This window comes from Corynebacterium atrinae (assembly GCF_030408455.1).
GTDB lineage: Bacteria > Actinomycetota > Actinomycetes > Mycobacteriales > Mycobacteriaceae > Corynebacterium > Corynebacterium atrinae.
Window position 1 is genome coordinate 1,505,369 of the sequence record NZ_CP046977.1, and the last position, 25,474, is coordinate 1,530,842.

Annotated in this window: 22 protein-coding genes and 7 tRNA genes; 13 read left to right on the forward strand and 16 right to left on the reverse strand. The window is 59.6% G+C overall.

Annotated features, from left to right (window positions below):
- Positions 1-11 precede the first annotated feature (11 nt).
- Both CATRI_RS07385 and CATRI_RS07390 read right to left on the reverse strand, forming a co-directional pair.
- On the reverse strand, positions 12-1,184 hold the full coding sequence (locus tag CATRI_RS07385; protein ID WP_290216194.1) for an HNH endonuclease family protein: 1,173 nt from the start codon (positions 1,182-1,184) through the stop codon (positions 12-14).
- Positions 1,181-2,371, reverse strand: coding sequence for an adenine-specific methyltransferase EcoRI family protein (locus CATRI_RS07390; RefSeq protein WP_290216195.1), 1,191 nt, complete (start codon positions 2,369-2,371; stop codon positions 1,181-1,183). Before CATRI_RS07390 ends, CATRI_RS07385 begins: the two co-directional genes overlap by 4 nt.
- Before the next feature lie 1,273 nt (positions 2,372-3,644).
- On the opposite strand from CATRI_RS07390, the gene CATRI_RS07395 reads away from it, so the two are divergent.
- Positions 3,645-4,526, forward strand: a complete 882-nt coding sequence (locus CATRI_RS07395; protein ID WP_290216197.1) for a DUF2971 domain-containing protein — start codon at positions 3,645-3,647, stop codon at positions 4,524-4,526.
- Between the two features lie 592 nt (positions 4,527-5,118).
- Here CATRI_RS07395 and CATRI_RS07400 read toward each other — a convergent pair.
- From CATRI_RS07400 to CATRI_RS07435, 8 genes are all read right to left on the reverse strand, one after another.
- Positions 5,119-5,952: an IS5 family transposase gene (locus tag CATRI_RS07400; protein WP_290216199.1), complete on the reverse strand. Its 834-nt coding sequence runs from the start codon at positions 5,950-5,952 to the stop codon at positions 5,119-5,121.
- A 226-nt stretch (positions 5,953-6,178) separates the two neighbouring features.
- The gene (locus CATRI_RS07405) at positions 6,179-6,922 is read right to left on the reverse strand and encodes a hypothetical protein (protein WP_290216201.1); all 744 of its coding nucleotides are present in this window, start codon (positions 6,920-6,922) and stop codon (positions 6,179-6,181) included.
- A gap of 179 nt (positions 6,923-7,101) precedes the next feature.
- A complete protein-coding gene (locus tag CATRI_RS07410) occupies positions 7,102-8,865 on the reverse strand; it encodes a hypothetical protein (RefSeq protein WP_290216203.1) in 1,764 nt (587 codons plus the stop codon).
- A gap of 550 nt (positions 8,866-9,415) precedes the next feature.
- Positions 9,416-9,853 (reverse strand): hypothetical protein, encoded by a 438-nt coding sequence (locus CATRI_RS07415; RefSeq protein WP_290216204.1) that lies wholly within the window; start codon positions 9,851-9,853, stop codon positions 9,416-9,418.
- Complete coding sequence (locus tag CATRI_RS07420; protein WP_290216206.1) at positions 9,850-10,473, reverse strand: hypothetical protein; 624 nt, start codon at positions 10,471-10,473, stop codon at positions 9,850-9,852. Before CATRI_RS07420 ends, CATRI_RS07415 begins: the two co-directional genes overlap by 4 nt.
- A 62-nt stretch (positions 10,474-10,535) precedes the next feature.
- On the reverse strand, positions 10,536-12,482 hold the full coding sequence (locus tag CATRI_RS07425; protein ID WP_290216208.1) for a hypothetical protein: 1,947 nt from the start codon (positions 12,480-12,482) through the stop codon (positions 10,536-10,538).
- Between the two features lie 425 nt (positions 12,483-12,907).
- Positions 12,908-13,132, reverse strand: a complete 225-nt coding sequence (locus tag CATRI_RS07430; protein ID WP_290216210.1) for a helix-turn-helix domain-containing protein — start codon at positions 13,130-13,132, stop codon at positions 12,908-12,910.
- A gap of 389 nt (positions 13,133-13,521) precedes the next feature.
- Positions 13,522-13,596 (reverse strand) — tRNA-Val (locus tag CATRI_RS07435).
- 199 nt (positions 13,597-13,795) lie between these two features.
- On the opposite strand from CATRI_RS07435, the gene CATRI_RS07440 reads away from it, so the two are divergent.
- The 9 genes from CATRI_RS07440 to msrB all read left to right on the forward strand — a co-directional run bounded on the left by CATRI_RS07440 (position 13,796) and on the right by msrB (position 16,853).
- Positions 13,796-13,868, forward strand: a tRNA-Gly gene (locus CATRI_RS07440).
- Between the two features lie 36 nt (positions 13,869-13,904).
- Positions 13,905-13,976 (forward strand) — tRNA-Val (locus tag CATRI_RS07445).
- Positions 13,977-13,995: 19 nt separating this feature from the next.
- Positions 13,996-14,068, forward strand: a tRNA-Gly gene (locus CATRI_RS07450).
- 43 nt (positions 14,069-14,111) lie between these two features.
- Positions 14,112-14,182 (forward strand) — tRNA-Cys (locus CATRI_RS07455).
- A gap of 13 nt (positions 14,183-14,195) precedes the next feature.
- Positions 14,196-14,267, forward strand: a tRNA-Val gene (locus CATRI_RS07460).
- A 19-nt stretch (positions 14,268-14,286) separates the two neighbouring features.
- Positions 14,287-14,362: transfer RNA gene (locus CATRI_RS07465), tRNA-Gly, on the forward strand.
- 50 nt (positions 14,363-14,412) lie between these two features.
- Positions 14,413-15,126: a dihydrofolate reductase family protein gene (locus CATRI_RS07470; protein WP_290216213.1), complete on the forward strand. Its 714-nt coding sequence runs from the start codon at positions 14,413-14,415 to the stop codon at positions 15,124-15,126.
- Positions 15,127-15,223: 97 nt separating this feature from the next.
- The gene (locus CATRI_RS07475) at positions 15,224-16,477 is read left to right on the forward strand and encodes a glycosyltransferase family 87 protein (RefSeq protein WP_290221029.1); all 1,254 of its coding nucleotides are present in this window, start codon (positions 15,224-15,226) and stop codon (positions 16,475-16,477) included.
- Positions 16,449-16,853: a peptide-methionine (R)-S-oxide reductase MsrB gene (gene msrB, locus CATRI_RS07480; RefSeq protein ID WP_290216215.1), complete on the forward strand. Its 405-nt coding sequence runs from the start codon at positions 16,449-16,451 to the stop codon at positions 16,851-16,853. Before CATRI_RS07475 ends, msrB begins: the two co-directional genes overlap by 29 nt.
- Positions 16,854-17,131: 278 nt before the next feature.
- On the opposite strand, the gene hemQ is transcribed toward msrB, so the two are convergent.
- On the reverse strand, positions 17,132-17,800 hold the full coding sequence (gene hemQ / locus CATRI_RS07485) for a hydrogen peroxide-dependent heme synthase (protein ID WP_290221032.1): 669 nt from the start codon (positions 17,798-17,800) through the stop codon (positions 17,132-17,134).
- Between the two features lie 300 nt (positions 17,801-18,100).
- Between hemQ and CATRI_RS07490 the strand changes: the two genes are divergently transcribed.
- A complete protein-coding gene (locus CATRI_RS07490; RefSeq protein WP_290221037.1) occupies positions 18,101-18,682 on the forward strand; it encodes a DUF3000 domain-containing protein in 582 nt (193 codons plus the stop codon).
- 4 nt (positions 18,683-18,686) lie between these two features.
- Entirely contained in the window at positions 18,687-19,895 is a 1,209-nt protein-coding gene (locus CATRI_RS07495; RefSeq protein ID WP_290216217.1) for an HRDC domain-containing protein, read from the forward strand.
- Here CATRI_RS07495 and dxs read toward each other — a convergent pair.
- The 4 genes from dxs to dut all read right to left on the reverse strand — a co-directional run bounded on the left by dxs (position 19,884) and on the right by dut (position 24,391).
- Positions 19,884-21,779, reverse strand: a complete 1,896-nt coding sequence (gene dxs / locus CATRI_RS07500; protein ID WP_290216219.1) for a 1-deoxy-D-xylulose-5-phosphate synthase — start codon at positions 21,777-21,779, stop codon at positions 19,884-19,886. The two genes, CATRI_RS07495 and dxs, sit on opposite strands and share 12 nt — an antisense overlap.
- Positions 21,780-21,886: 107 nt before the next feature.
- Positions 21,887-23,107 (reverse strand): class I SAM-dependent RNA methyltransferase, encoded by a 1,221-nt coding sequence (locus tag CATRI_RS07505; protein ID WP_290216221.1) that lies wholly within the window; start codon positions 23,105-23,107, stop codon positions 21,887-21,889.
- A gap of 34 nt (positions 23,108-23,141) precedes the next feature.
- Positions 23,142-23,837, reverse strand: coding sequence for a DUF3710 domain-containing protein (locus CATRI_RS07510; RefSeq protein ID WP_435384198.1), 696 nt, complete (start codon positions 23,835-23,837; stop codon positions 23,142-23,144).
- Positions 23,838-23,935: 98 nt separating this feature from the next.
- Positions 23,936-24,391, reverse strand: a complete 456-nt coding sequence (dut, locus tag CATRI_RS07515) for a dUTP diphosphatase (RefSeq protein WP_290216225.1) — start codon at positions 24,389-24,391, stop codon at positions 23,936-23,938.
- Positions 24,392-24,467: 76 nt separating this feature from the next.
- On the opposite strand from dut, the gene CATRI_RS07520 reads away from it, so the two are divergent.
- Positions 24,468-25,013, forward strand: coding sequence for a DUF3093 domain-containing protein (locus tag CATRI_RS07520; protein ID WP_290216227.1), 546 nt, complete (start codon positions 24,468-24,470; stop codon positions 25,011-25,013).
- Positions 25,014-25,103: 90 nt separating this feature from the next.
- On the opposite strand, the gene CATRI_RS07525 is transcribed toward CATRI_RS07520, so the two are convergent.
- Positions 25,104-25,397 carry a DUF4193 domain-containing protein gene (locus tag CATRI_RS07525; RefSeq protein ID WP_290216229.1) on the reverse strand — a complete coding sequence of 98 codons (294 nt, stop codon included), beginning with the start codon at positions 25,395-25,397 and terminating at the stop codon, positions 25,104-25,106.
- Positions 25,398-25,474: the final 77 nt, after the last annotated feature.

Genomic DNA, 25,474 nt, shown 5'->3' on the forward strand with positions numbered 1-25,474 from the left:
TTTTGTGACGACTAAGCGTTACCTTTTGAACGGTTGTGCGTCTTGCAGAGCATCTCGCAATTATCGATGTCGGTGGCGCCACCTTTAGACCAGGCTTGGACATGGTCGGCATCCATCTCCCCGATCTTCCAGATCTTGGTCTTGTTGGCGTTAGTACCGACAGCGCACAAAGGGCAGTTGGAGATCTCCGCGGCCTTTGCAGCATCCGTCTGCTTCTTGTAAGTGGCCTTCTTGGTCTTTTCGTCGAAAACCCGGACTTCCAGCAACTTGGTGTCCTCTTCACCGCCGAGGATGTACGGGTAGATACCAGACTTCTTCTTCACGTCCGCGTCACCCATTAGGGTTTCCACACGCTCTGTGGTCTCCTTACCGTTGTAGGACTGACCGTGGTACTGCTCGTAATACTCGTTCCACGGCAGACCACGCATCTCCTTATGGATTGGTCCAGGAAAGCGAGCCGCGGCCCAGTCGATGACCGTGGTGAAGTACGACTCCAGCTCGACCGCGTCGGCATCTAGACGGTGCTTTGCCATGTACCCGTCGATCGTCGTACCCTTCCGAGCGGAGATCCATTCCAGTGCTACTTCGAGTACGCCCTGACGCAGGGGATCGCCTTTGACGTACACGGCCCACTTGTTCTGACGGGCATCACGGGAATCACTGAAGACCTGTTTGGCCGCCGTCACGAACGGGCCCGAGTAGATAGCGTTGAGCAGCTCCTGTTCCACTAGTGGCATGCCGACGATGTTGATGGTCTTGAACCACTCTTTGATCTCCTGCTCGGTGCCTTCACAGATGTAGACGAGCAGTTCGGTGTTCAAGATCTTGTCCTGCAGCTCACTGGGCAGTGATGAGAACACTTGTTCCTGACTGTCAAGCTGGATCGCAAACTTGCCGGTCACGAACCGACCGATGGAGGTGATGCGCTGCTGGCCATCGAGGACCTCATACCGATCATTGACGGTGTCGCTGTTGAAGTAGATCAGACCCAGGGGGTAACTCTTGAGCATGGACTCGATGACGGCCACATCGCGCTTGCCGTCACCATAAATGTAGTGGCGCTGGTACTCAGGCTGGATGATGAGCGTGCCACCCAGGCCGTAGAGACCCTTGCCCTCCAGTTCATTATAAAAGAACCCGTCCACGACCTCAGCGACAGTGTACTGCTTCAGCTTGGTTTTCACTGCCTCACCTCGGGGTTTCTGTGACGGATGAAGATGCGCTTGTACACGGCACGAACAGGGTATCCAACGTCGAAGAACGTCCCAGAACCGAAGTCGTCAACTCGGATGACGCCGCTCATCGTACCGGTATTGGACTTCTGATGGACGCCGTTTACGACCCGCTGTTTCTTTGTGTACGTCTTTGTCGCCGGATAGTCACCCTCACTCGTACCGAGGATCTCAAACTGATCGGGGTTGTAACGCTCCAAGAAGCTGATCGGCACACCCATCACGCTGTCGTAGTCGTTAGGAATCGCAGAAGTGTTGGGAACCTCGATCGCGTCGAAATTGTCGTACTGCTGGTAACCCTGCTCGACGACCTTCTTAGGTCCAAACCGTTTGTTGTCTTCCATGGACATTAGCTGCATCGGCTCATGACGACGACCATGCTGAATGCTAGTGAACCAGCATGAGTTTCCTAGGCGTGTGTAGTCACCGACGTAGCCCATCCGCTCAGCCTTCGCCTTGTCAGTTTCCTTCACCTCGGTCCCCGCCGGAACTGCGAACACCATGTCCGTGGAGTTGCCCGTGGCACCCAACCACATCTTATTGTCGCGGATGAGGGGGAACACCTCGCGATAAGTAATAGCGTTCGTGTTCCCGATGACTGAGAACAACACGCCGCCGTCCACCAACCAACCGAGAAACTCACGGAACAGCGAAAATGGCGGGTTCGTGATCACTACGTCAGCGGCATCCCTCATCGCGGTCACCTCAGTGCTGCGGAAGTCACCGTCGCCATCCAGATACTCCCACCGGAGGTCGTCGATGTTGATTCTGCCGTCACCGTCCAGGTCCTCAGGCACGAGAGTAAACACCCGACCCCTGTAGAGAGACTTGTCTTCGTTGTAGTCCGGGGCCTCGGTCTCGAACAGCGTCGGCTGATAGAACGCGGCAGCCTGGTTCGCCATCGGAGCGTAGCTCGTCGAGATAAGTTTCTTCAGGCCGTACTCCTCGAAGTGCAGTGCGAAGAACTTGGTGAAGTTCGACCACTCGGGGTCGTCGCACGGCAAGAGCAGCGTCTTACCGCGGAAGACATCGGGGTCGTACTCCAAGTAGGCATTCATCTCACGCTCGATGTCCGCCCACTGCGTGTAGAACTCATCATTTTTGGCCTTCTTCGCAGCTCCCAGGCTCGTATTACCCATGTAGTAAAAACTCCTTAATAATTACGTGGTTGTTATTCTAAGGCACAACCACGGCTACCCGTCCTACCCTCGCAAGCACCCGAAGATGTGCCCCAGACAGACACCCCCACGGCGCTATGCAGTGCACTCCAGGACAGCTAAAAAACTGCACCACCACAGGCGCTGTTTTCCAGACACAATCCTGTTAGTCAGGGTGTGGCACATTTTTCAGCACCGTTTTCGAGCCGTCCGCGGACAGTCTGCGCAGGCTGCACTTTCCGTACCACCTCAACGCACACTCCAATGTCCACTTTTCAGTGCGGAAAATGCGTGCTCCCAGTGTCGAAAATATGGACACTCGTGTATCCCCCTCGTATCGACCCTCCCGAGCGCTGCGCCTATGGGTGGGATACGTCTATCTCGACTGCATCTACAAACCTGAGGGCCTGATCAATGCTCGGCATGCTTCCGTGCCGCTAGTCCGTCTGCGCTCTTGCCAGAGGACAGGTAGCGATTCACCTCAGCCTGGCCACAGTCACCCACAGTGGCTATCGAGCGCAGGACAGGCGCGCCAAAGATAATACTTCTTGGTGTTGTGCCTTAGCTTCACAGCCTTGCCACCGGTGCCAACAGGCCTGTCGATACGACCTGTCGACCTGCCGACACGACACAAGCCAGTCGACAAATCAGTCGGCAGGATCATTTAGGCAGGTAAGAGGGTGTTTTCAACCTTGCTTTAGCTCGTCCTGTCGATGTGTCGATAAAAACGAAATCTTTCTACAGAACACTCATAAACCACGCCAGAGCGAAGGATGGTCAAGCAAAGCCGTGCGTTACTTTCTTCTCTTTTATATCGACATATCGACAGGACAATACACTTACCCACTCTGAACTGGGGAAATGAACCTGTCGACAACCTGCCGATAAGCGTGATCGTATCGGCAGGATAACTGCCGGAGCGAGCAAGTAGGACCCCTGAACAGCATAAATAGACCCGCCGATACGACCTGACAGCTTCTCGATGTGGTGTTCCTACTCCGCGAGGGCATAAGTCTACGCCGGCACCATGGCACACCCCCGTCCACGGTCCGACCCCGAGGTCGGAGTAGCACCGCGACCCACCCCCGAGGTCCAGCCAACGGGGCGCCCTTTTCATGCCCAGTGCCCTGCACCAACGCCTTCTGAGTCTGAAATCGTCTCACTGAGATATGCCCTAAAGCACTGCTAGGGTATTGCAGAGAAATCTCGGAAACGAAGCGTCAACTATTGATGCCAGGCATAAAAGGAGCTTCACGTGGCAGGTCACCAACCTTGGGAAAAACCCGGTGATTTTTTGTATCACTACACCACCACAGCCGGTCTCATCGGGATCCTTACATCTGGACGCATGTGGTTGACCAATGCTGGCTTTCTTAACGACGCTGAGGAACTCACCTACGGTGCTGGAAAGGCAGCTACACAGCTTCGCAGCAGGGCAGACGAGGCACGGTCTTCGTCAGACGACAGCGGGATGAACAACTATGTCGCAGACGCATTGGAAGATGTTGCACACTCCCTTGAATCTATTAACACACCAGGAGCCGGGCGTTTCGAATTCCCCTACGTAGCTTCTTTCTCGGAAGAACGTGACGATTTGAGCCAGTGGCGAGGATATGCCTCAGACGGATATTGCATAGCCTTCCACCGCGCCTCGCTCCAAAACTATCTCGCCCCTGCCGGGGACAGCCCAGCGGTAGACGTGAAACAAAACCCACCTTTTCTTGAGAAAATCCACTATGGAGAAGAGGCGGATACATACCTTCAGAACCGGGTTTCGGACACCGTTAAGACGCTCTACGAACGTGGGTATCCTGCTGCTCCGCCGGGAGTCAACACTTATCTCACTGTTAAGGAAATGATGGTTCCAGCCTTGGTCCTCACGAAACACCCAGCTTTTCGAGCTGAAAATGAATGGCGAGTCCACGTGGGTGATGCTGGTCCCGTGAAGTTTCGGGCATCAGCTCAAGGACCCGTACCTTACGTCGAGGTCAAGTTCGCACGCAATGCAATCGCTGAAATCATGGCGGGGCCAGGAGGAAATAGTAACCGGCGGGAGCGCGCCGCCGAGGAACTATTGCTCCAGAACGATTACATCTCCGTCCCCGTTACGTCTTCGACCGCACCTTATGTCGGCTAGCTTTCTAATGATCTAAGGGGAAAGTCTCCAAAAGGCAAGGGGTAGTGCATTGTCTTCAGCGCGTCTTTCTTGAGTTGTTCTAGTTGACCGTTATATCGGCGCACCCAATGTTTCCCCTGAAAATCAGTAAAAGCAATCTCACTTCCCGGTTTGCGATTCATACCGCCCCATGAAGAAGGGAGTTCCATCACGAACTTTCCAGGGGGGACTATAGAGCTTGCTCGCCGCATACTGGGCGTGCTGTGATCTTTTTGCCCTGGTAGTTCTGCCACCTTCTCTCCGGTCCCAGGTCCCGCTCCTGACGCGATTACCAACGTCACCACCACGTCATAGATCGGGGCACCGGACGTGTTTTGTATGACGATTCCAGTTGACTGAGGCGAAGTCCCGGCACCTATCCACGTGGAAATTGCGGCTGCCTGCTTTGCTCTTCTAGTTTCCTTCTGGCGCGGCGTTCGTTTCGAATTTGCCACAGGGCAGCAGCCAGGGTCCCCACAGTGCCAAGCGCCGCCACCCAAGCCGGCGCATCGCCCCAATCGACGTGCATAAGAGCTTCTTCAACTACATTCATTTAAGAGATCGCGCGGATAGGTCAGGGTTGTTGGGTCGGGCGAGTCTCCCAGCGATAGGTGCACCAGGCCTCGCGGACGAGCCGGCGAACAACGATCACGGCGTTGGCTAAAGAAATGAACGCTTCAATGACCCGGATGCGACGTTCGGTACACACCTGCAGTTTCTTGAACCCGCGGTTATGCCACGAGTTCGTCCGTTCCACCACCCACCGGGCCCCGGCCTGCAACGGGACCCCTTTCTGGCTGATCACCCACTCGCAGCCAAGTTCGGTCAACAGACTGCGGGTCTTGCTTGAGTCGTATCCGGCGTCCAGATGCACGGTGATTTGATCGGGCAGGGCGAGTCCGAACCGGCCTAGTTTCTCCAATGTCGGGCGCAACAACGGTGAGTCATGCCGGTTGGCACCGGCGACCACGCACCCAAGCGGGATACCTGCGCCGTCGACCAGCAGGGAGCGTTTCGTGCCTTGTTTGCCCCGGTCAACCGGGGATCGCCCGGCGGCTTCACCACCGCAGGGGGCTTTGACGATGCACCCGTCCACGCTTAAGTTTTCCAGATCGAGTCCGACGATACGGTCGTAGAATTCCAAACAGATCTGTTCCAGCTGCTCGAAGATGCCAGCGGTGATCCACTCGTCCCGGCGGGTGCGCAAGGTGGTGGCCGAGCATGTCGTGTCGGCGATCTTGGCATACGAGGCGCCGAGGACGAGGACCTGGATGAGCTTGTCGAAGATGATCCGGTCCAGGATGCGTGGGCGGTGGCATCGAAGTGGGTGGGTGTCGGTCACGGGTGGGATCAGCGCGGCGAACTGGCACCAGAGGGGGTCGATGATAGAGGATGGAAGGGCAGGCACGAGTGCTCCTGAGTGGTGTACGTTTTCTTGGTCGAATCCGTATCTACCAGGCCTCGTGCCTGCTCTTGTTCACCACCCCACCGTGGCCCCCTGTATCTTCCTATCCGCGCAATCTCTAAGTATTAGAGGTTGCTTTGCGGGCTGAGCACTCTGAACCCCACCCTCCTGTCAACTGTAAGGGTAGCTAGCCTCCGATTCTATAAGTGTTGCTTGTAACGACACCCAATTAGTCGTCTCCTTTAAGTTCAATAACTTCCCATGGTCGATAATCCTTCATCGAATCAAACGGAGAGAAATAATGGTGCTCATAGCCCTTTTCGCCTCCCTCTGTTTCGTAGGTGATGACTAGTCCGTCGGCATCGTCGATTACTTTTTCGATATCAAAGGTAAAAAAGCAACTGTCACCACCATCCGACTCCCAATGACCAAGGCCATGTTCGTCTATCGCCCAGTTCACGCCTATCACCCAGTTCACGCCGAGAGGTGGAATCTTCTGACTGCGCGAGGAGAATTGACCCGTTAGTTCAACTGACTTTTTCTCAGGGTTCATGCTTTCAATCAAAAAGCGAGCGGACGTCACTCGCTCCTGAAACTTTGGTGTGGCAGATAGAACCCAGTTATAGCGATACCACGGCGTGGTATCGACATATACATTCCATTGCTTTTCTTCAGCGGCTGATTCAGTGGCTCGCCAATGCCGATACTCAAAAAGATTCCGCCGCCTGTCTCTTCGCTCTTGCTCTTGCTGAAGCTTCTCATCACGTTCAGCCTGCTTCCGGCGGGCCTTTTTATCGGACCGGCGAGTGATTGACCATGAGATAAGGCCACCAGCAAGAGCGCTGAGGGTTAAAGACACAATCTGATCACCTACGGCTGCAGACTGGTCACTTACCCACGGCCACAAAGATTCACTCAGCCAGTTACTGACCGGTGCCAGAATGTGCCCATCTATCTCATCTGTTTGCGCCACAAGGTACTGCTTATCACAGGACTAGGCGGGACTAGTGATCAACCCGGCCCGTTCAGCCTCGTGGAGGGATATCGATCGGGACTTTATTCTGCCCCCACTACCGCACCCACGGTGGGTGATTAGGGAAGAACCTAGCCAGGATCATCACCGTGGTCGTGCTCTTACCTAATAAAACACCGCTAGAAGCCCGCCTGGGCCCCTGGAGAACCGCGACGAGGGCCTTGGCCCTTTCGGCCCTTCTGGGCTGTCGGCGGACGATCTAACCGCTCACGGAGGCCTCGAGCCTGGCGACGGTTCTCCGCGACAGTACGGTTGGCCAGGTCCCGCTGCGCCTGGTTCTTCGACCAAAGGGATTTGTGCGTGCGCTCACGCATCTCCGCTATCTGCGGGTTTCGCTCACAGAGCCAGTCCAGGAAGTCGGCATCAACCTGCTTCATCGCGTCACGAGTGTCACCGTCAAGCACGGATGGGTCGAAGTCGGGGACCGATTTCACTGAGGCAAGCATCCCCTCGGCGTCGGCGAGCACCGTCGCCGCACGGGTCCGCTGGCGGGCAGCAGCCTCGCGGTCAGCCTTCGCATCAGCCATGAGTTCTTCGGCCTCTTGTCGTCGATGCTGTGCATCGGCTAGAGCTTTCTGCAGAGTCAGATCTGCCGCGCCCTTCGTTTTGCTCGCGTAGTCGTCGGCGTCGGCGCGCACCGCCTCGGCATCCTTCTCGCCGGCTGACCTCGCCCGGCGGTGGATCTCCGGCGCTTCGACCTCGGCAGCGGCAATCAGCTTCGCAGCCTTCTCCTCAGCGTCACTAACGGCGGTCTCGCGGGTAGACACCGCCATTTCTCGTTCTTTCAGAGCGTCCTCACGTGCAGTCACTGCGGTCTCGCGTTCGGCCAGGCTCTTGAGCCGGTCGCCGGCCTCCACGACGTTATCGACGACCCGCGTGTCATGCACCCGCTGACGCAGTTGCTCGACCTTGTGGCGGCGCAACTGGGTCTTATTCAGGTTCGACCGCTGGTTGTCCACGCGCTCCATCGTCGCCACATAGTCGATGCCGTGCGCCCGGGCCACGTCGTTGATGTAATTGCGCATCTCGTCGTGCCGCTCGGAGTAATTGCGCTGTGCCTCGGACTTGGTGGGGGAGTGGCCGACGAGCAGCTGCTTGAGAGACAACTTTCTCTCCGTCACACCGCCCGGCAGCTTGAGCTCGTCACCTACAGGGACGGCGAAGATCTGGGCATGAGGGCTCGTCTCGTCACGGTGGATGTGGTCGGAGACGAGGTTAGCTTTCGTGCCATCGACATCCATCCATTCGTGGACCTTGTCAATCATCGCGCGCAGAAGTATGTCTGTGGCCTCTCGGCGTTCGGTGATGGTGCCGCGCCAGCGGTCTACATCCTCACGGCCTTCCTTAAGCTCGATCTGAGCACCCTCGGCATCAAGATGAGCATCATAGACATCGACACCGCCTGCAGGGGCCCGCTCCAGCACATCGGCGAAGTAGTCGACCCGCTGCTCCAGTTTCTCGAGATAATCTTTTGCGCCATCCTCGAAGGTGTCGTCGTACTGGCTCCAACTGGGTCCTGTGAACTTCGGGTCCAGCTGCAACACAAACTCAGCCACGTGCGCCGCGTTCGATGGTGTGCCCCGTTTGGTGTATTCGCCCGTCTTCTTGTTCAACCGTGCATGCTGCGCCTGAGACCACCGTTCCTCAGCCACGGCATACATCTGGCCGATCGGATCCTGTCCCGTCAACGGTTCGCGTACCCCGTCACGCCACAGATAGGACTCGTTACGGGCAGTCATCGCGGCATTGATCAGCTCGTTGCCGTGCGCCGCCACGATACCGGCTTCTTCTTCCGCCTCACGGCCGTTGTGCCGCATCCTCGGCGTGACATCAGCTTTGGCGACACCCTCCCACCGGAGGACCGTCGAATACCCCTCAGACATCCCTGGCTCCGTCTCATCAATGGCTTTATCCAGCCCGTGCCAGCTCCCCTTCGTCGATCGTTGGAGGCGGCGGATGACTGTGTCCCCGCACGATCCAGTCGATTGATTCCGTTGCACTGTCCCGGCTACGACGGTGGGGCCACGTCGGTGACCCGCTCGCCAGACACGGCCGTTGGTTCGTTCCTCACCCCGGTCACGGTCTGGCCGATCGGGCCGCCTCTGTGGCCCCCGCTTATCTCTAACCCTGAACATGTGGAGCCTCTCGCTCCGCTACTCCACCTGCCCACGGTTAGAGATAAGCGTAACACACTACCCTTACACTTGGTCGCTGGCGCTCCCTCGTTAACGTAAGGGGTGTGCCCTGCCGGGGGCTGGCCCTGAATAGCCCAAGCCCTCGCTCGCTCGGTTTGTGCCATTCAGGGCAGATTTTAGACCCCGTCGTTGCTGCGACTCTCGCATCTTCGGGGTCAAAAATCATGAAAACGACCCCCTGCAGATGCTCTCTGCAGGGGGTCGCTACCACGTGGTCGCGGAGGCCGCGTTACCTAAGTTACGGGGTCACTTCTGACCCAGTTTCTGGGTTAGAAATGACCCGATTCTGACCTGGATTCCCGGTTGTAGAGACCTGCTCCAGAACCTTCTTCGCAACCTTGATATCAGCCTTGAGGCGGGTCACATCATGGCGGATCTGGGCCAGTTCGAGGGCCTCGATCTCATCCTCGGGCAGGGTGCCGGCGTGGGTGGTAATCAGCTCAGCCAGCTCGTCGTGTTCAGCGGTGAGCATCTTCTGTTCTAGCTCGGCCAGGCGACGGGCGTGGGCCTGCTTTTCGGCGTTGATCTGGGCTTGAATTTCGGTGGCGGTAGCCATGGTGATTGGTGGCCTTTCGGGGTTGTTGTGGGCTGCATTCGGGAGGATGCGAGGTGCGTCAGTGTCGCCGAGAATAGGCGGGGCACGAACACACTCCCGGTGCGGTTTCGGTGATGTCATGCCACATCACGATCCATGTCGAGTACCCCCTCGACGACGCTCTCCAGTAGGTTCATATCCGCATTGTCGAGCACCCGCACCCGCCTATCCCGCTTACTCATGTGGTCCCACTGGGCGCGGGTGAAAGCGCCATAGCCGAGACCCGACAACCAGGTGAGCTTGTCGACCACAGACAACTTCGACGCCAGCACCGGCAAGGACCATAGACCTTCCTTATGCCCTGCTACCAACTCAGTCACCAAGGCATCATTGGCAGTGCGCACACGACGCCCTTTCACAGAGCTAAACCGCTTCTCCCAGGTGCGCCAGTCATCACCAGTCCGCAGACATCCAGACGGTCGGTCTTCGCCCACGGTTCCGGGACGTACGTCCTGCATATGACGGGCAATTCCACGAGCCCGCTCATAGTCAGTGACACTCTTCCAGGGCACAGTGCCAAAACCCGCGAAATCATGCCCGTCGACGATATCCACACGGAGCGTGGACATATCAGGACGACGTTTCAAATCGAAGTCCAGGGTTGAGACGTGCGGATCACGCGTCACCGGGTGAAAATCCTTGCGGTCTTCAGACCGGGACAGCTCCCGGAACGTCGGAAACGACGTGTACGGATTGGACACTTTCCCTTCGCGCGAAAGTGCGGTGGCACGAAACCACCGTCGTTCTTCTAGACTTTCGCGCTCTATGCTTTTGGGGTCTTCAGCCCAGCCTTCGCCAGCACCCCACCGGCGGACAGAGACACGTTCCCCCGGGTTGAAAGATTAACCAGATCGTCCTGCTTGTGCTTGACCTCCCACACGGTCGGATCATCAGCCAGAGCCAGGCGGGTGTCGCGGAAAACATCAGCGATGCCAAAGCACTCCAATGCTTCAATTTTCTCGACAGCAGTGATGAAACCGTCCGTGGTCACGGATAGAATCTCAATCTCGTTGGCCATGGCCAACAGCAAGGTACGCACTAAAGACGTAGTCATAGACGCGTGGTACGGACTGGTGACTGCGGACCCGCCGATGGACTCCATCCGTTCTTCCCACGCATCCCAGCCATTCCGCTCGGCTACGTCCTGTGCGAGCTTGCCGTAGCCAGAATTAGTCCCGACCTTGATGGTCTGCTCTTCAAGCGACCCTTTGCCGAAAACCTCCTTAGCGATGGCCCGGTCAGCGACCATCTGCCGCAACGCCGACCGGAGAGAACGAGAACCGTCCTCGCTATCATCCGGTGCGTCCATCACGCGCATCGTGTAGCCGATCTGCACGGTTACCCGCGCCCCCAGCCGCAAGGCGAGATACACCTCAGGCCCGGCGCACCAGGCACCTTCAAAACCTTGGTATCCGTCGACGTCATCGCCCTGGGCAGCACCACACCCGTGAGAAGTCAATGGGTAGATCACTGAGTCACCAGAGCGCACTGGCAGGCACGGGGCCACGGTGTCATCAGGGAACTCCCACGAGGCATAGACCACCATCGGCGTGATCGGCCCACGGTCGAAATCATCCAGGGTGAGCTCCCGGTCCTTGATCACCTTATCGATCGCCCCCCCTACGTAATCGACATCGTAAATCGACGCCATCGCTGACGGGTATGCGGACTGGATGTCGTGGTCATAGGTCGGGTACGGGTGATGCCCCGGAGCGATACACCCGTTCCACCCACCATGGAACGCCTTCTTCCATGCGGTGTGGGTCTGATTCGCGTCACCGTCCACTGGCGCGAGATCACGCACGGCGTAGTAAGACAGACCATCATCACCGTCGTTGCCCTCGGCCTGGGCAGTCGAGAGCTCCACGAGACCTTGAAACCTCATACGAAAATCAGCCGGTGAGTCAATCCCCCAGTAATCCATGACACCATCACGGAGGGCATGAGCACCACCACCGGAGATCGTCACCGGTGGTACCGTGTTCAACCCCCACAGGGCACCCAGATACTCCAAGACAATGACCGAATCGTTAGCACCGTATTCCAGGAACTCCAGGAGATGATCACGGCGTAGAGCGCTCATGTCCGAAATCGACTCTCCGATATCCAACTTCTCTACTCCGCAGGACTTGCCCAACGCAGCAAGAGTCTTCTGACCGGGGGCCACCTGCCCCATCGTGTCGCGGACAATGACCGACATCGGCATCCACCGGGAGCCGTCACTACGACCTCCCCGGCGCACCACACGAATGGGGTTGAGCCCTACCAGGCCCCCGCTGGCGCTGGTCACGCGCCGGAGGAGATCGTTGTACTTCTCACCACCGCGACGCTGCCGGGCGGGTCGGGCGAACGCCGTGAGGTCAGCCGGAAGGTAGTGACCTGCCAAAACCAGGGGGACCCGATGCTTAAACAGTGCATCGAGCGCCCCTTTGAAATCACCGTTCTTCCAGAAATCACGACGAGCGACACCCCGAGGGTGGAGATCTTCAACCAACCGATGCAGGCCGGCGGCGCGGACGACGATGTATAGCGCGTCCTCCACCAGGATGCGTTGCTGCTGCAGCGGCAGGATCACCACGTCGATACGCACACCCTCATCGGTGGGATCGAGGCAGCAGAATTGGTAGCTATCGATGACCCGCTCAGTCTCACTGACGTAAGTGAATTCGGTGTCGAAACCGATGACATGCGAGCACTGTCCAGTGCCCATCGACCGGACCGTGGCGAGGTCTCCGAACGCCGGGGCCGCGGCCCCGGCGGGGTCGCACGTTGGCTGTCCTTTCAGGCCAGCCAATCTGCTCTCCCATAGGGGATTTTGGCCTGAAAGTGTTCGAATGTTCTGACCAGCAGTTTCAGAGCTTTGTTCGAATGAATCCGTGGGGTGGGTCTCGGAGACCCACCCCATATTCCCTCGCTCTACACGACGGATCAGGACGCTGAAAAATGATGCGTCCTTGATGTCAGGATTGCCCAAAGAAACGTCAACGAGACGGGCGTTCCAATCGGTATCTTCAACGTCGGAAACAGCCGCCAAGTGTGCCTGCTGAATGGTAGACGGTAAACTATCTACAGCACCATGTTCGATTTCCCAGGAACCCCCGCCCAGCCCGGTGGGGGTTTTCTTATGGATGGCCACTACCGACCACCGCCGTAAATGTAGTCGTACAGCGATGCAGCCGTGATCAGCGTGGTGCGTCCCTTGCCTCGGGTACCGGGGACAGTCTTTAACTCATCCCTGGCGAGCAGGCGGTCAAGGGTGCGGACAGAGATGCCCAGACGTTCACATACGTCTTCACGGCGAAATGTCCTGAGCAGGTCATCAGCGGTGATCGAGGGAAGAGTGGGGGCGGCGTTAGCCATAGAGATATACCTCCGGTAGCTGCCCACCCGTCAAGGTGGTGCTACCGGGGCCTATCGGTGCCCCGGCCCGGGGACAGTCCCCTGAGGCGAAGTCCTGCAGTCCCGCTCCGTCGCGCGGTCCCGTAATGACTCAATAAGTCATTAGACGTCTAATCCCATTACGTCCTCTCGCTCGCTCCGATGGCCGGGCTAAGTGGGGGATATCCACGCCAGGTCACCTTCGATGCGATCGCCTCAAGGATACCTACGGTCGCCACGAAGCGCCACCTTTGGCGCGTCCAGCTGCCGGACAGTCCGGCATGTGAAACGTGAGTACCACGCAGGTACCACGACACGCCTTGTACCACGATGTGAAAAGAAGAAAACCCCCTGTTTCCAGGGGGTTTAACTGGTGGTCCTAGCTGGGTTCGAACCAGCGACCTTTCCGGTGTGAACGGAACGCTCTTCCACTGAGCCATAGGACCGCAACGCGTTAGCGTGCGCTAACAGACTTTACACCGCAGTATTCGCGGCTCCTAATCCGCAGGTTGTACGACAAAATGACACCAACGTAACTTTGATGGGCGTCCTTAGGTGAGGACATCGTCCTCAACCAGGGGATTTGTATTGTGTATGCGGATACCGATAGAGTTTTGACTCGCACCAAGCAACAGCAAGGTGCGTGCGGATGTAGCGCAGTTGGTAGCGCATCACCTTGCCAAGGTGAGGGTCGCGAGTTCGAGTCTCGTCATCCGCTCTCATTTCACCGGGCCAATCGGTAAGAAATGAACCCGCGCGATTAGCTCAGCGGGAGAGCGCTTCCCTGACACGGAAGAGGTCACTGGTTCAATCCCAGTATCGCGCACAGAGGGTTAAACCTCGATGCGGATGTAGCGCAGTTGGTAGCGCATCACCTTGCCAAGGTGAGGGTCGCGAGTTCGAGTCTCGTCATCCGCTCTGGTATCTTCTCATCAAGATGCCGGAGGCGGTAACACGCCACGGTGGAATGGCCGAGTGGTGAGGCAACGGTCTGCAAAACCGTGCACACGGGTTCGATTCCCGTTTCCACCTCTAGTTAGACCAAGCGCGATTAGCTCAGCGGGAGAGCGCTTCCCTGACACGGAAGAGGTCACTGGTTCAATCCCAGTATCGCGCACAGAGGGTTAAACCTCGATGCGGATGTAGCGCAGTTGGTAGCGCATCACCTTGCCAAGGTGAGGGTCGCGAGTTCGAGTCTCGTCATCCGCTCCATGAAGCCCAGCGTAAGTCGCTAGGCTTTTTCTTTTTGGTACCTTTCCCATATGACACGCCCCTACCCCACCGACCTCGACCTAACCGAGCTCATTGGCCCGATTCAACCGCCGAGGGTTAAGGAACTGAGGGCGGTCACCGTCGCTACGCCGGGCGGCAGCATATCGGTCGACGGCACCTCTGGGGCCCTAGGCAACGAAACCGACACGAAGCTGCTGCTAGGGCTGCGGGAATGGGCGGATGTCATCCTCGTCGGGGCCCGCACGGTCATCGCCGAGAACTATCGCCCCTCCACCACGCCGATTGCGATCATCACCCGCAGCCTCAGCCTTGAACCGGGGCACCGGGTGCTGGGTGGGTCTCCCCTATTGTTGACGCCGGCCGCGGCGCTCGACGACCCGCGGCTGGCGGGGCGTCGAGAAGCTCTTGTGGCAGCCGGTGCCCGCTTTTTGCCGACTGGGCAGGGCTCGCCGATGGAGATCCTCGCCGCACTGCACGCCGAGGGCCTGGTCAGAGTGACGTGCGAGGGTGGTCCTGGGATCTACGCCATGATGTTTGGTGCCGACCTCGTTGATGTGTGGCACCTGACGGTGGCACCGGTGGCGAATGCGCCCGTCGATAGGCAGCTGTTTCACGTACCGGCGGATGGTGAGGGTTTCCACCGGCGGCTGGCGCTGGACTATCTCGCGGCCACTGACGACAGCACAGTCTTCCTTCGCTATCGCAAGAGTGTTGAACCTGGAGGTAGCGGGCAGGTCAGATAGGGTAAACCATGTGACTTTGCCAACAGCCAGACTCGAACGCATATGGGTCGCGCCCTCCCCGCTCACCGACAGCGTCGATGAGGCGCACCCCCGCCGGATGCGTTGGGACTTCATCGGCAACTCCATCGCTTGGCCCTTGGCCGTGATGCTCGTGCTGCACCGAGTGTTTATTCTGGCCGTCAATGGATCAGTGACGGATGACTTCACCACCGTATACTCGGCCATCCGCCGCTCGATCGACGGTGTACCGGTATACAACGAGACGTATCACTACGTTGACCCGCACTACCTTTACAACCCTGGGGCGACGCTTCTACTAACGCCGCTGGGCTGGGCAACGGACTTCGACAGTGCCCGGCTGGGATTCATCATCGTCAATGCCCTGGCAATCGTGGCTGCCCTGGCGCTGCTGACCAGGCTGTTCGGATTTTCACTCCGGTCGCTGGTGTGGCCAGTTGCGATCACTCTGGCATTTCTCACCGAATCGGTGCGCAACACCCTGATCTTTTCCAATATCAACGGCATCCTGCTGCTGGCGCTCGTCGCATTTCTATGGCTGCTGTTGCGCGGACACAGCTGGTGGGCCGGAGTAGTCATTGGCCTGGCAATCCTGGTCAAACCCCAATTCGCTCCGCTGCTCTTTCTCCCCGCCGTCAAACTAGATTGGAGGACCGTCGCCGGTGGCATCACCGTCCCCGTTGCCTTCAACATAGTCGCGTGGCCGCTCGTGCCCGGGGCATCCGACTACCTGACACGGCTAGTGCCCTACCTCGGCGAAGTCCGCGACTACGCCAACTCCTCACTCGCCGGCTTCGCTGTCTATTTCGGAATGCCATCCATCCTGGAGTCTTTCCTGTGGCTCATCTTCGCGGCCATCGTTGGTGTTGGCGTCATCGTCTTGCTGCGCTGGCGCTACACCGACCCCTTGCTGTGGACGACCACCACCACCGGATTGCTGCTCACCGGCGTATTCTTCCTCTCCTCCCTGGGGCAAATGTACTACTCGATGACCCTGTTCCCCATGATGTTCACCGTGCTCCTGCGCACCAGCGTGTTCCACGCCTGGCCCGCCTGGCTCGCCGCATACCTCTTCCTAACCCCAGACGGATGGATCACCAACGAGGCCCCGGACCTCACCCGCTGGCTCGAGTACTTCCGAGCCACCGCCGGCTGGGCAATGCTACTGATCATCATCACCACCTGCGCACTCATGTGGTGGCGTTCGGAATACGCTGATGCTGGACGACGTTGGAGCAAGAGCACGGGCAATGGGCCCGCGGAGCCGACAGTGAGGGCTCCGAAAGACAACGGAAGGCACCACGATGACCGACTTCAAGCTCATCAGCGATAACGAATGGCGTCAACGCCTCACCCCCGAGGAATTCCACGTCCTGCGCGAAGCCGGTACTGAGCCGCCCGGCGTCGGCGAGTACACCCACACCACTGCCGAAGGAATCTATACCTGTCGCGCCTGCGGAGCCGAACTCTTCCGCTCCAATGAGAAGTTTGACTCCCACTGCGGCTGGCCGTCCTTCTTCTCCCCGCTCGCCGAAGATCGCATCATCGAGCGCACCGACACCTCGCTCGGTATGGCCCGCACCGAGGTTCTTTGCGCCAACTGCGAGTCTCACCTGGGGCACGTCTTTGAGGGCGAAGGCTTTAACACGCCGACTGATTTGCGCTACTGCATCAACTCCATCAGCCTGCAGCTGGAAGAGGCGGAGTAGCTTCTGCGTATCTGGCGCCGGGAACCTCGTGGAGGGCTCCCGGCGCTTTTTTATGGGGTGGGGTCGGGCAGAGTGGAGGGCAGAGTGCCAAAATTCTCTAGAATGAATGATGCTACTTAGCGTTTCCGCAGGTCGCGGAGAATCGGATTTCGCATTCTAGAGAATTTTGGCAGATCCCGACGCCCTGATCGCGACCGGAACCGCGAAGACGGCGCACAACAAGGCCCCACCCCAGCACCCCAAGGGGAACCGGAGCAGGGCCAGGAGTCAGACCAGATTTACGGCAGCATCTCAATTACTTCAGCGACATCGTCCACGCGGCGGCCGGAGAAGAAGGGGATTTCCTCCCGGACGTGCAAGCGGGCATCGGTGTAGCGCATCTTGTGCATGAGGTCGACGATACGGTCGAGGCGCGGACCTTCAAATGCGAGGAGCCACTCGTAGTCGCCGAGCGCGAAGGCTGGGACGGTGTTGGCACGGACGTCGGGGAAGTCGCGGGCGCTCTGGCCGTGTTCGGCGAGGATGCGGCGGCGTTCCTTGGGGTCGAGGAGGTACCAGTCGTAGGACCGAACGAAGGGGTAAACGGTTATCCAGCGTTCAGCGTCTTCACCCATGATGAAGGAGGGCAAGTGAGATCGGTTGAATTCGGCGGGCCGGTGGAGGCCGTTACCGATCCAAAATAGCTCGACTGCTTGGCCGAAGACGGTGGTGCGGCGGAGGCGGTTGAGGGCGTCTTGGAGCTCTTCGAATTGCTCGGCGTGCCACCAGATCATGACGTCGGCTTCGGCGCGGATGCCGGAGATGTCGTAGATGCCGCGGACGACAACTTTACCTTCAGCTTCGAGGCGGGTGAGATAGTCGCGGACCTCGGCGATAATGTTGTCGCGCTCTGAGCCAAGGGCACCGGGGATGGCGCGGAAGGTGACCCATTGGGTGTAGCGCTGCATGCTGTTGAGCTCATCGAAGTTCAGTTTGCTCACGAAGTTCTCACGTGTCCTTTCGAGGAAATGACGCGCCGTGTGTCCGGCGTTTAGGTCAATCATAAGTTGGATACTGGTGGAGGGGTAGTTTGACCCACCCTTATCGGCGCGCCTCCCCGGCTTATCCAGGCAGGTTGTTACTTTAATGGCGTATTCACCGATGTCACTTCGACGACGCATAAGGATAGGCAGACCCATTTGTCTTCCAGCATTTCTCAGCGCTTCGCCCTCGGCGCTATTCAAGACACCACTAAGGACGCCAACGAGATGACCGAGACAGTCTCCGGCAATACGACACCTCCGGCGTTTTCTGAGGCTGTCGAGTCGATGCATCGCGCGACCCTTCGCCCGGAGATTACGTTGGGGACGATTCGCCCTCCGCAGCGTTTGGCTCCGTTTAGCCATGCCATTGGGCTGGAGGTGGAACAGGATGATGAGGTCATTGCGACGGATTCGGAGGGTGATGCCTTCGGCCGGCTGATTCTGCTGCATGATCCGGGTGCGGAGGAAGCGTGGACTGGCTCGATGCGGCTGGTCGCCTATATCCAGGCGGATATGGATCATGAGGTGGCGGCAGATCCGTTATTGCCGGATGTGGCGTGGGAGTGGCTGACGGAAGGCCTGGCACAGGCCGGCGCCCACCACACCAATTTGGGTGGGACGGTGACGGCGACGGCGTCGGTACGCTTTGGAGAGATTGGCGGTCCGCCGCGGTCTCATCAGTTGGAGATGCGCGCATCGTGGACTGCTGAGGGCATTGACTTGGCCCCGCACGTGGCAGCTTTCTCGCGCGTGTTGGCCAATGTCGCGGGCTTGCCGCCGGAGGGCGTCACCCAGCTCGGGCGGTAGATCGATGACGTTTGAGTTGTCTGCCCCGCGCGAAGGTATTCCGGCAGTGCTCGATACGGTAGAGGGCTTCATGTCCGCTGCGACGAGGCTGCAAGGGGGCACGGGTCCGATTGCGATCGATACCGAACGCGCCTCCGGCTTTCGTTTCGACGACCGCGCCTTCCTCATCCAAGTGCGCAGGCGCGGCGTCGGCACGCTGCTTTTCGCCCCGGAGGGCGTGCGCGATGCGTTCACTTCGGCGCTTGCTCCGGTGCTAAATGGGCAGGAGTGGGTGATTCATGCAGCTCCGTCAGATCTACCGAGCCTCGCGTGGCTGGGCCTATACCCGGGGACATTGTTTGATACGGAGCTAGCGGGAAGGCTCGCCGGCTTCGATCACGTTAATCTCGCGGCGATGATTTCGGATGTTTTTGATCAACAGCTGGCCAAGGGGCACGGTGCCGAGGATTGGTCGAAAGTGCCGTTGCCGGAGAACTGGCTGTCTTATGCCGCGTTAGATGTCGAGCTGCTCCTCGAATTGGCGGAGGCGATGGCGGAGATTCTCGATCAGCAGGGCAAGCTGCAATGGGCCGAGGAGGAATTCGAGCACATTCGCACCGGCCATGCCGACATTGTTGAGCCAGCGACATTGACGTGGCGCGACACGAAGGGCGTATCCACGCTTTCCCGCCCGGAACAGTTCGCTGTCGCGCGGGAATTGTGGTTGGCTCGGCAGTCGATTGCGGTGGATAATGATCGCGCGGTGTCGAAGGTGCTGCCGAACAAAGTGCTGGTGGAGATCGCCCGCGCTCTCCCCGATTCTGTTGCGGACCTGGCTCGGGTAAAGGGTTTCCCGCGCAAGCGCCAATCCTCGACCAGCTTTTGGTTTCAGATCATCCGCCGCGCTCGTGCCTCTCAGCCCAGCACGTGGCCGAAGCGGGAGCGCAGCTCGCGGGGCGCGCCGCACCACAGCACGTGGGCCGGCTACCACCCGGAGGCATGGGAGGCGTTGACGCACTTCCGCGCGGACGTGGAGGAAGTCTCCCTCGATCTGGGAATCCCCGTGGAGAATCTCCTGCAGCCTTCGCTGGCACGCGAGGCGATCTGGGCGGCTACCGAAACCCGGGAGATCGGCACGGAGAATGACCTCGTGGGGTGGCTTCACGCTCACGGTGCCCGCGAGTGGCAGGTGGAGTTGGTCGCTCCCCTGCTGGTCGATGCTCTATTCCGTTAGTGCTTCCAACGAGCCGGTGATGGAAGCCACGATCCCATCGACGTCCAGGCCGACCTGGGCAAGCAATTCGTCGCGGGAGGCGTGTGCGGGATAGAAGTCCGGGAAACCGAGGCGGCGGAGCGGCGTATTTACTTCCGCAGCGTCGAGGGCCTCAGAAATCAGGGAGCCGACGCCGCCGCGGACAACGCCATCTTCGATGACGACGACGAGGTCGTGGTCGTCGGCAAGCGCGATGAGTGAGGGAGCGACCGGGGCAATCCACCGCGGGTCGACGACAGTAACGTTGACGCCTTCTGCTTCAATGCGGGCGGCGGCCTCCAGGGCGAGGCCTGCGAAACAGCCGACGGACACGATAAGGACGTCCACGCCCTCAGAATCCGAGGCGTCGGTGTATCGGAGGATGTCCACGCCGTCATCGAGACGCATCAGCGCGGAGTGTTCCTCAGGCAGCGACCCCTTGGGATAACGCACGACAGTCGGGCCATCAGTAGCGTCAAGGGATTCGCGGAAGAGCTCGCGCAACTGCGCACCATCGCGCGGAGCGGCCACCTTGATGCCGGGCACGATCGAGGTGATCGCCATGTCCCACACGCCGTTGTGGCTCGCGCCGTCCGTACCGGTCACACCAGCTCGATCGAGCACCAGCGTGACAGGCAGGTCAAGCAAGCCGACGTCCATGACCAGTTGGTCGAAGGCTCGGTTGAGGAAGGTGGCGTAGATGGCCACCACGGGATGCAGCCCGCCGAGGGCCAAGCCGGCGGCAGAGGTTAACGCGTGTTGCTCGGCGATGCCAACGTCGAAGAATCGGGAAGGAAACTTCTCGGAGAATTCGGCCAAACCTGTGGGCCCGGCCATGGCAGCAGTGATGGCGACAATATCCTCGCGCCGCGCCGCCGCCTCGATGACCTCTTCGGTGAAGATGCTGGTCCAGCCCGGGGAGGACGCCGATTTGGGCTCGCCAGTGATGGGGTCGATGACCCCGGTGGCATGCATCTGATCGGCGAGGTCGTTGACCGCGGGGGCGAAACCGTGTCCTTTTTCCGTGACGGCGTGGACGATGATGGGGCCGTCGTAGTTGCGTGCGTAAGTGAGGGCGTCGATGAGCATGGTCAAGTCATGCCCGTGCACCGGGCCGACGTATTTCATGCCCAATTCGGGGAACATTTCGGTGGGGATGACTTGGGATTTCACGCCTTCTTTGAAGGCTTGCAGCGCCTCGAAGGTGCGCTCCCCTACCCATCCCATGGACTTTAATGTCTTCTTGCCGTGCTCCATGATCTCGTCGTAGCTGCGCTGCATCCGCAGTTGCGCGAGGTTGGTGGCAAAACCGCCAATGGTGGGCGAATAGGAGCGGCCGTTGTCATTGACCACAATGACCACATTGCGGTCGTGGCCCGAGGCGATGTTGTTCAGGGCCTCCCAGCACATTCCGCCGGTCAGGGCGCCGTCGCCAACGACGGCAATGACGTTACGTTCGGGTTGCCCGGTGAGGTCGAACGCCTTGGCCAGGCCGTCGGCGTAGGACAGGGCGGCGGAGGCGTGGGAGGATTCGGTCCAATCGTGTTCGGATTCGCCGCGATCGGTGTAGCCGGACAGGCCCCCGGTCTGCCTAAGGGTGTCAAACTTATCCGCTCGACCGGTGAGAATTTTGTGTACATACGACTGGTGCGACGTGTCGAAGATAATCGGATCAGTCGGCGAGTTGAATACGCGGTGCAGGGCAATGGTGAGTTCCACCACGCCGAGGTTGGGGCCCAAGTGCCCACCCGTGGCCGATACCTTCTCCACGAGCAGGTGGCGGATCTCATCCGCTAGGTCATCAAGCTGAGTCGCATCTAGAGCCTTGAGGTCGGCTGGCGATGACAATCCATTGAGAATACCCATTGGTGTGTGATCGTCTCCTTGTCTCAATGTGTACAAACCGCAGCCGCTGGTATCCGTCCATGGTACCTGTCGATGTCCGGAGTTCTGGACATCCCCAGTCAATGGCCTTAGCGCGTCAGTTCGCCGACGATCTCGAAATGATGGGTGCCAGGGAAAGCATTGACAACTGCGAGCCTGCTCAGGCGGTATCCGCCCTCCGCCCACGCCGCGACATCACGGGAAAACGTCGCCGGGTCGCATCCGATATGGATAATGCGTTCCGGTTCCTGCTTGGCGACGGCCGCGACGACCGCATCGCCCGCGCCCGTGCGCGGCGGGTCCAGCACGACGACGCGCGGCCTCGGCAGGGTACCCACGGCACCCTCCACCCGCTGGTTGTGCATCTTCAGGCCGTACTGGGCCAGGTCCTTTTGCTCCAGCTTGCTCGCGGCCGCGGAGTAGTCGACGGAGTGGACGATGGCATCTGCGCCGAGACTCGCTGCGAGAGCGGGGACGAACAGGCCGACGCCGCCGTAGAGGTCCCAACCGACTGGCTTCGCATCCTCCCGGGGAGCGAGGTCGGCGAGCCAGCGGCGAATGAGGCCGGTGTAGGCGTCAGGGGCGTTGCGATGCGCCTGCCAGAAGGCGGTGGCCGGGAAGCGGAAGGCGTGGGCGTCGGCAAGCTCGGTGACGGTGCCGGACCCCTCCAGCACCTCGGTGATGCGCTCGACTCGTCGGCCGCGCGGGGCGCGGCGAGTCTCGACGACGTGGCGCTGGCCTTCGCCGTCGAGGACGGCGATGACCTCCGCGCCCGGAGTGAAGGTGCGGGCGCCGGGGCCGACGAGGCCGTCGAGAAGCGTATCGGCGACCTGGGTGCACGCCACGGTGATGATGTCATTGGAACCTCGGGCACGGAAGCCCGCCTTGCCCTGCTTATCGACGCCCAGTCGCACCCGCGTGCGCCATCCGCGCGCCGGCAGGAGGTCGAGCGGCTCCACCGCGGGTACCTCGGCGACCTTGCCCAAGCGGCTCAGCTGGCCCTCGAGCACCCCGATCTTGAGGTCGAGTTCCTTCGCCGGGTCGAGATCGCCGAAATCACAGCAGCCCGCCCCCGCTGCGGCCGCCGGGCAGGCCTGCTTGACCCGGTAGGGGCCCGCGGAGACAACCTCGTCCACCTCGGCGCGAGCAAAATTCTTCTTCACCTTGGTGATCGTCGCGGAAACCGTATCGCCGGGGTAGGCGCCGCGAACGAAAATGACCCGCCCGTCGATATCGGCGATGCCTTCGCCGCCGTGGGCCATCCGGGTGATGTGCAGTTCCCGGGTGGTACCCCGCTCGAGCTCGGTCACGATGTGTGCTCCTTGATTGCTGTGTTGATCAAAATTATTGATTGGGATTCGCCTGTTGCGATCGCTGTTGCATTGCCTGCTGCACTTGCTCGACCAACGGGCCAGGCAACGTCACCGGCAGCGAGTTTCCGGCCAAAATGGGGTCCGAGCCGCGGTAGACAAACGTGCGCGCCGTCATCTCGCGGGCAAGGTCGCGCAGTTTCTCGACGCGCTCGGGCGGGGCGGTGGTGGTCATCCGCAGCATCCAGCGTGGACCTTCCACACCGATGACGCGAATGGAACCGTTGGCACCGGTACCCACGATCTCCGTCCCCCACGGCCCCTGTTCGGTCTCGACGTTAAGCCCATCGCCGGTCATTCCTGCGGAGATCTGCTCGACGGACTCAGCCCACTGGCCAGCCGAACTCGGAGCGGCGAAGGCGACCGGGGTGAGGCGACCAAACTCGGTCACTACGTGCACCATGCGCGGGCCGCCTTCTCCCATCTCGACCTGCACCTGGGAGTTCTTGGGCAGCGGAATGATCATCGAGCCCAAATTGAGGACGCCTATAGAGAAGTCGCTGAAATCAAAATCATCGATATTGACGGTATCCCCGTCAAACGGCCCAGTGTCACCGCTAACAGCATCGTGGACAGGCTGTTCAACAACCGGCTCAGCTTCCTCAACCGCGATTTCGGGTTCGTTTACCCCGGCGGGCTCGTCGTGGTTCTTCTTGCCGAATGGCCACATTGCCATGGAACTAATCTCCTCTGAAATAGCGAAAACGGTGCTCTTAGAATGCGCACGTACTTGTTGGCCACTCTACCGCCGGGTCAATTGACTGACGCTTAATGGACGCCAGTGGAACCGTAGCCCCCCGCGCCGCGCACGGTCTCATCGAGCTCATCAACCTCTACGAAGTCGACGAGTTCCACCCGCTGGATAACCAACTGCGCAATCCGCATACCCCGGGTGATCTCAATCGGTGTGGCGGGGTCGAGGTTTATCAGGCAGACCTTCAGCTCACCGCGATAATCGGCATCCACGGTGCCCGGCGCGTTGACAATGCTCAGACCTTGCTTGGCGGCCAACCCCGAGCGCGGGTGAATCAGGCCCACCGTGCCCAAGGGCAGGGCGAGGGCGATTCCCGTGCCGACGAGGGCGCGCTCCCCCGGGGCCAGGGTGACGTCCTCGGTTGCGTAGAGATCAACGCCAGCGTCACCTCGGTGGGCACGCTGCGGCAACGGAAGGTCCTTATCCAAGCGCAGGACGGAAATGGGGCTGAAGGCTGATTGTTCACTCACGGCTCCCAAGGATACGGGCCATTCGCCCCGACGCAGCAGCGGGTGCCCCAACGAGGGTGCAGTAGAGTGTCTCCTTGTGAGTGACACCTCTTCCCTTCCTCCAGAGACTGCAAAGAACCAGGCGCCCCACGTGCTCTACCGCGAGCGCCAATGGGTTCCTGCGTATTGGTGGATCCTCGCTGCACTGCTCGCGGCACTGACCACCGCCCAGCTGGCAAACAACCGCAATATTTGGTGGCTCATCGTCCCCGCCGTCGTGCTCGGCGCAGTAGCAGTGTGGGTGCTGTTGACCTGGTCCTCCACCGTCCTCACCGTGGAAGAAGACCCGGATGGAACCCGTTGGCTCTCAGTCCGCTCAGCCACCTTGCCTTCGGATGTGGTGTCCCGCTCCCTGGCTGTTCCTGCCACGGCCAAGCGAAACGCGATGGGCCGACAGCTCGATCCCGCTGCGTTTGTCGTCTCTCACGGGTGGGTCCACGAGATGGTGATGCTGGTTCTCGACGACCCGGAAGATCCCACGCCATATTGGCTCATCAGCACCCGCAATCCAGAGGCGGTGCTCACGGCGTTCCTGCCGGAGCAGACCGATACCTCGCTCGCGCACTACCGCTCGGGAAACTGAGGTCAGGTTTAAAGCAAATAATCCCCGTTCACATAGGCGTGAGCGGGGATCTGTTTCATTCAGTGCCTCTTCAGTGCACCTAGACAGTCCCTAAGCGCAGTCGAGGCAGACGTCGGATCCGTCGGGCTCGGTGTGGGATTTGAGGTTGTTGCGCTGTACCAGGAAGCAGACCGAGCAAGTGAACTCGTTGGCCTGCTTCGGCACGACAGTGACGTTGAGTTCCTCGCCTGTGAGGTCAATGGCGGGGAGGTCGAACGGCTCCACGATGTCGCCATCATCGTCCATGTCGGAGTTTTGGTTTTCCGCGGCCTTCAAGCCCTCAAGGGAGTCGGTCTCGATCTCGTCCTCTGCCCGGCGTCGGGGGGCGTCGTAATCAGTGGCCATGCGTTTGGTGTCCTTTGGCTAAGTCGGTATGTCTTGTTTGTATCTAACCAACGTGTCGAGGCGCATATTAAGCGGAT

Bases quoted from the DNA above. Each gene is read 5' to 3' on its own strand.
- CATRI_RS07475 (WP_290221029.1), top strand. From the start codon at position 15,224: ATGCGTTGGGACTTCATCGGCAACTCCATCGCTTGGCCCTTGGCCGTG.
- CATRI_RS07510 (WP_435384198.1), bottom strand. From the start codon at position 23,837: ATGTGGCCATTCGGCAAGAAGAACCACGACGAGCCCGCCGGGGTAAAC.
- CATRI_RS07390 (WP_290216195.1), bottom strand. From the start codon at position 2,371: ATGGGTAATACGAGCCTGGGAGCTGCGAAGAAGGCCAAAAATGATGAG.
- CATRI_RS07470 (WP_290216213.1), top strand. From the start codon at position 14,413: ATGACACGCCCCTACCCCACCGACCTCGACCTAACCGAGCTCATTGGC.
- CATRI_RS07525 (WP_290216229.1), bottom strand. From the start codon at position 25,397: ATGGCCACTGATTACGACGCCCCCCGACGCCGGGCAGAGGACGAGATC.
- CATRI_RS07410 (WP_290216203.1), bottom strand. From the start codon at position 8,865: ATGTCTGAGGGGTATTCGACGGTCCTCCGGTGGGAGGGTGTCGCCAAA.
- CATRI_RS07490 (WP_290221037.1), top strand. From the start codon at position 18,101: ATGACCGAGACAGTCTCCGGCAATACGACACCTCCGGCGTTTTCTGAG.
- CATRI_RS07430 (WP_290216210.1), bottom strand. From the start codon at position 13,132: ATGGCTAACGCCGCCCCCACTCTTCCCTCGATCACCGCTGATGACCTG.
- CATRI_RS07425 (WP_290216208.1), bottom strand. From the start codon at position 12,482: ATGGGCACTGGACAGTGCTCGCATGTCATCGGTTTCGACACCGAATTC.
- msrB (WP_290216215.1), top strand. From the start codon at position 16,449: ATGACCGACTTCAAGCTCATCAGCGATAACGAATGGCGTCAACGCCTC.
- hemQ (WP_290221032.1), bottom strand. From the start codon at position 17,800: ATGCAGCGCTACACCCAATGGGTCACCTTCCGCGCCATCCCCGGTGCC.
- CATRI_RS07495 (WP_290216217.1), top strand. From the start codon at position 18,687: ATGACGTTTGAGTTGTCTGCCCCGCGCGAAGGTATTCCGGCAGTGCTC.
- CATRI_RS07415 (WP_290216204.1), bottom strand. From the start codon at position 9,853: ATGACATCACCGAAACCGCACCGGGAGTGTGTTCGTGCCCCGCCTATT.
- dxs (WP_290216219.1), bottom strand. From the start codon at position 21,779: ATGGGTATTCTCAATGGATTGTCATCGCCAGCCGACCTCAAGGCTCTA.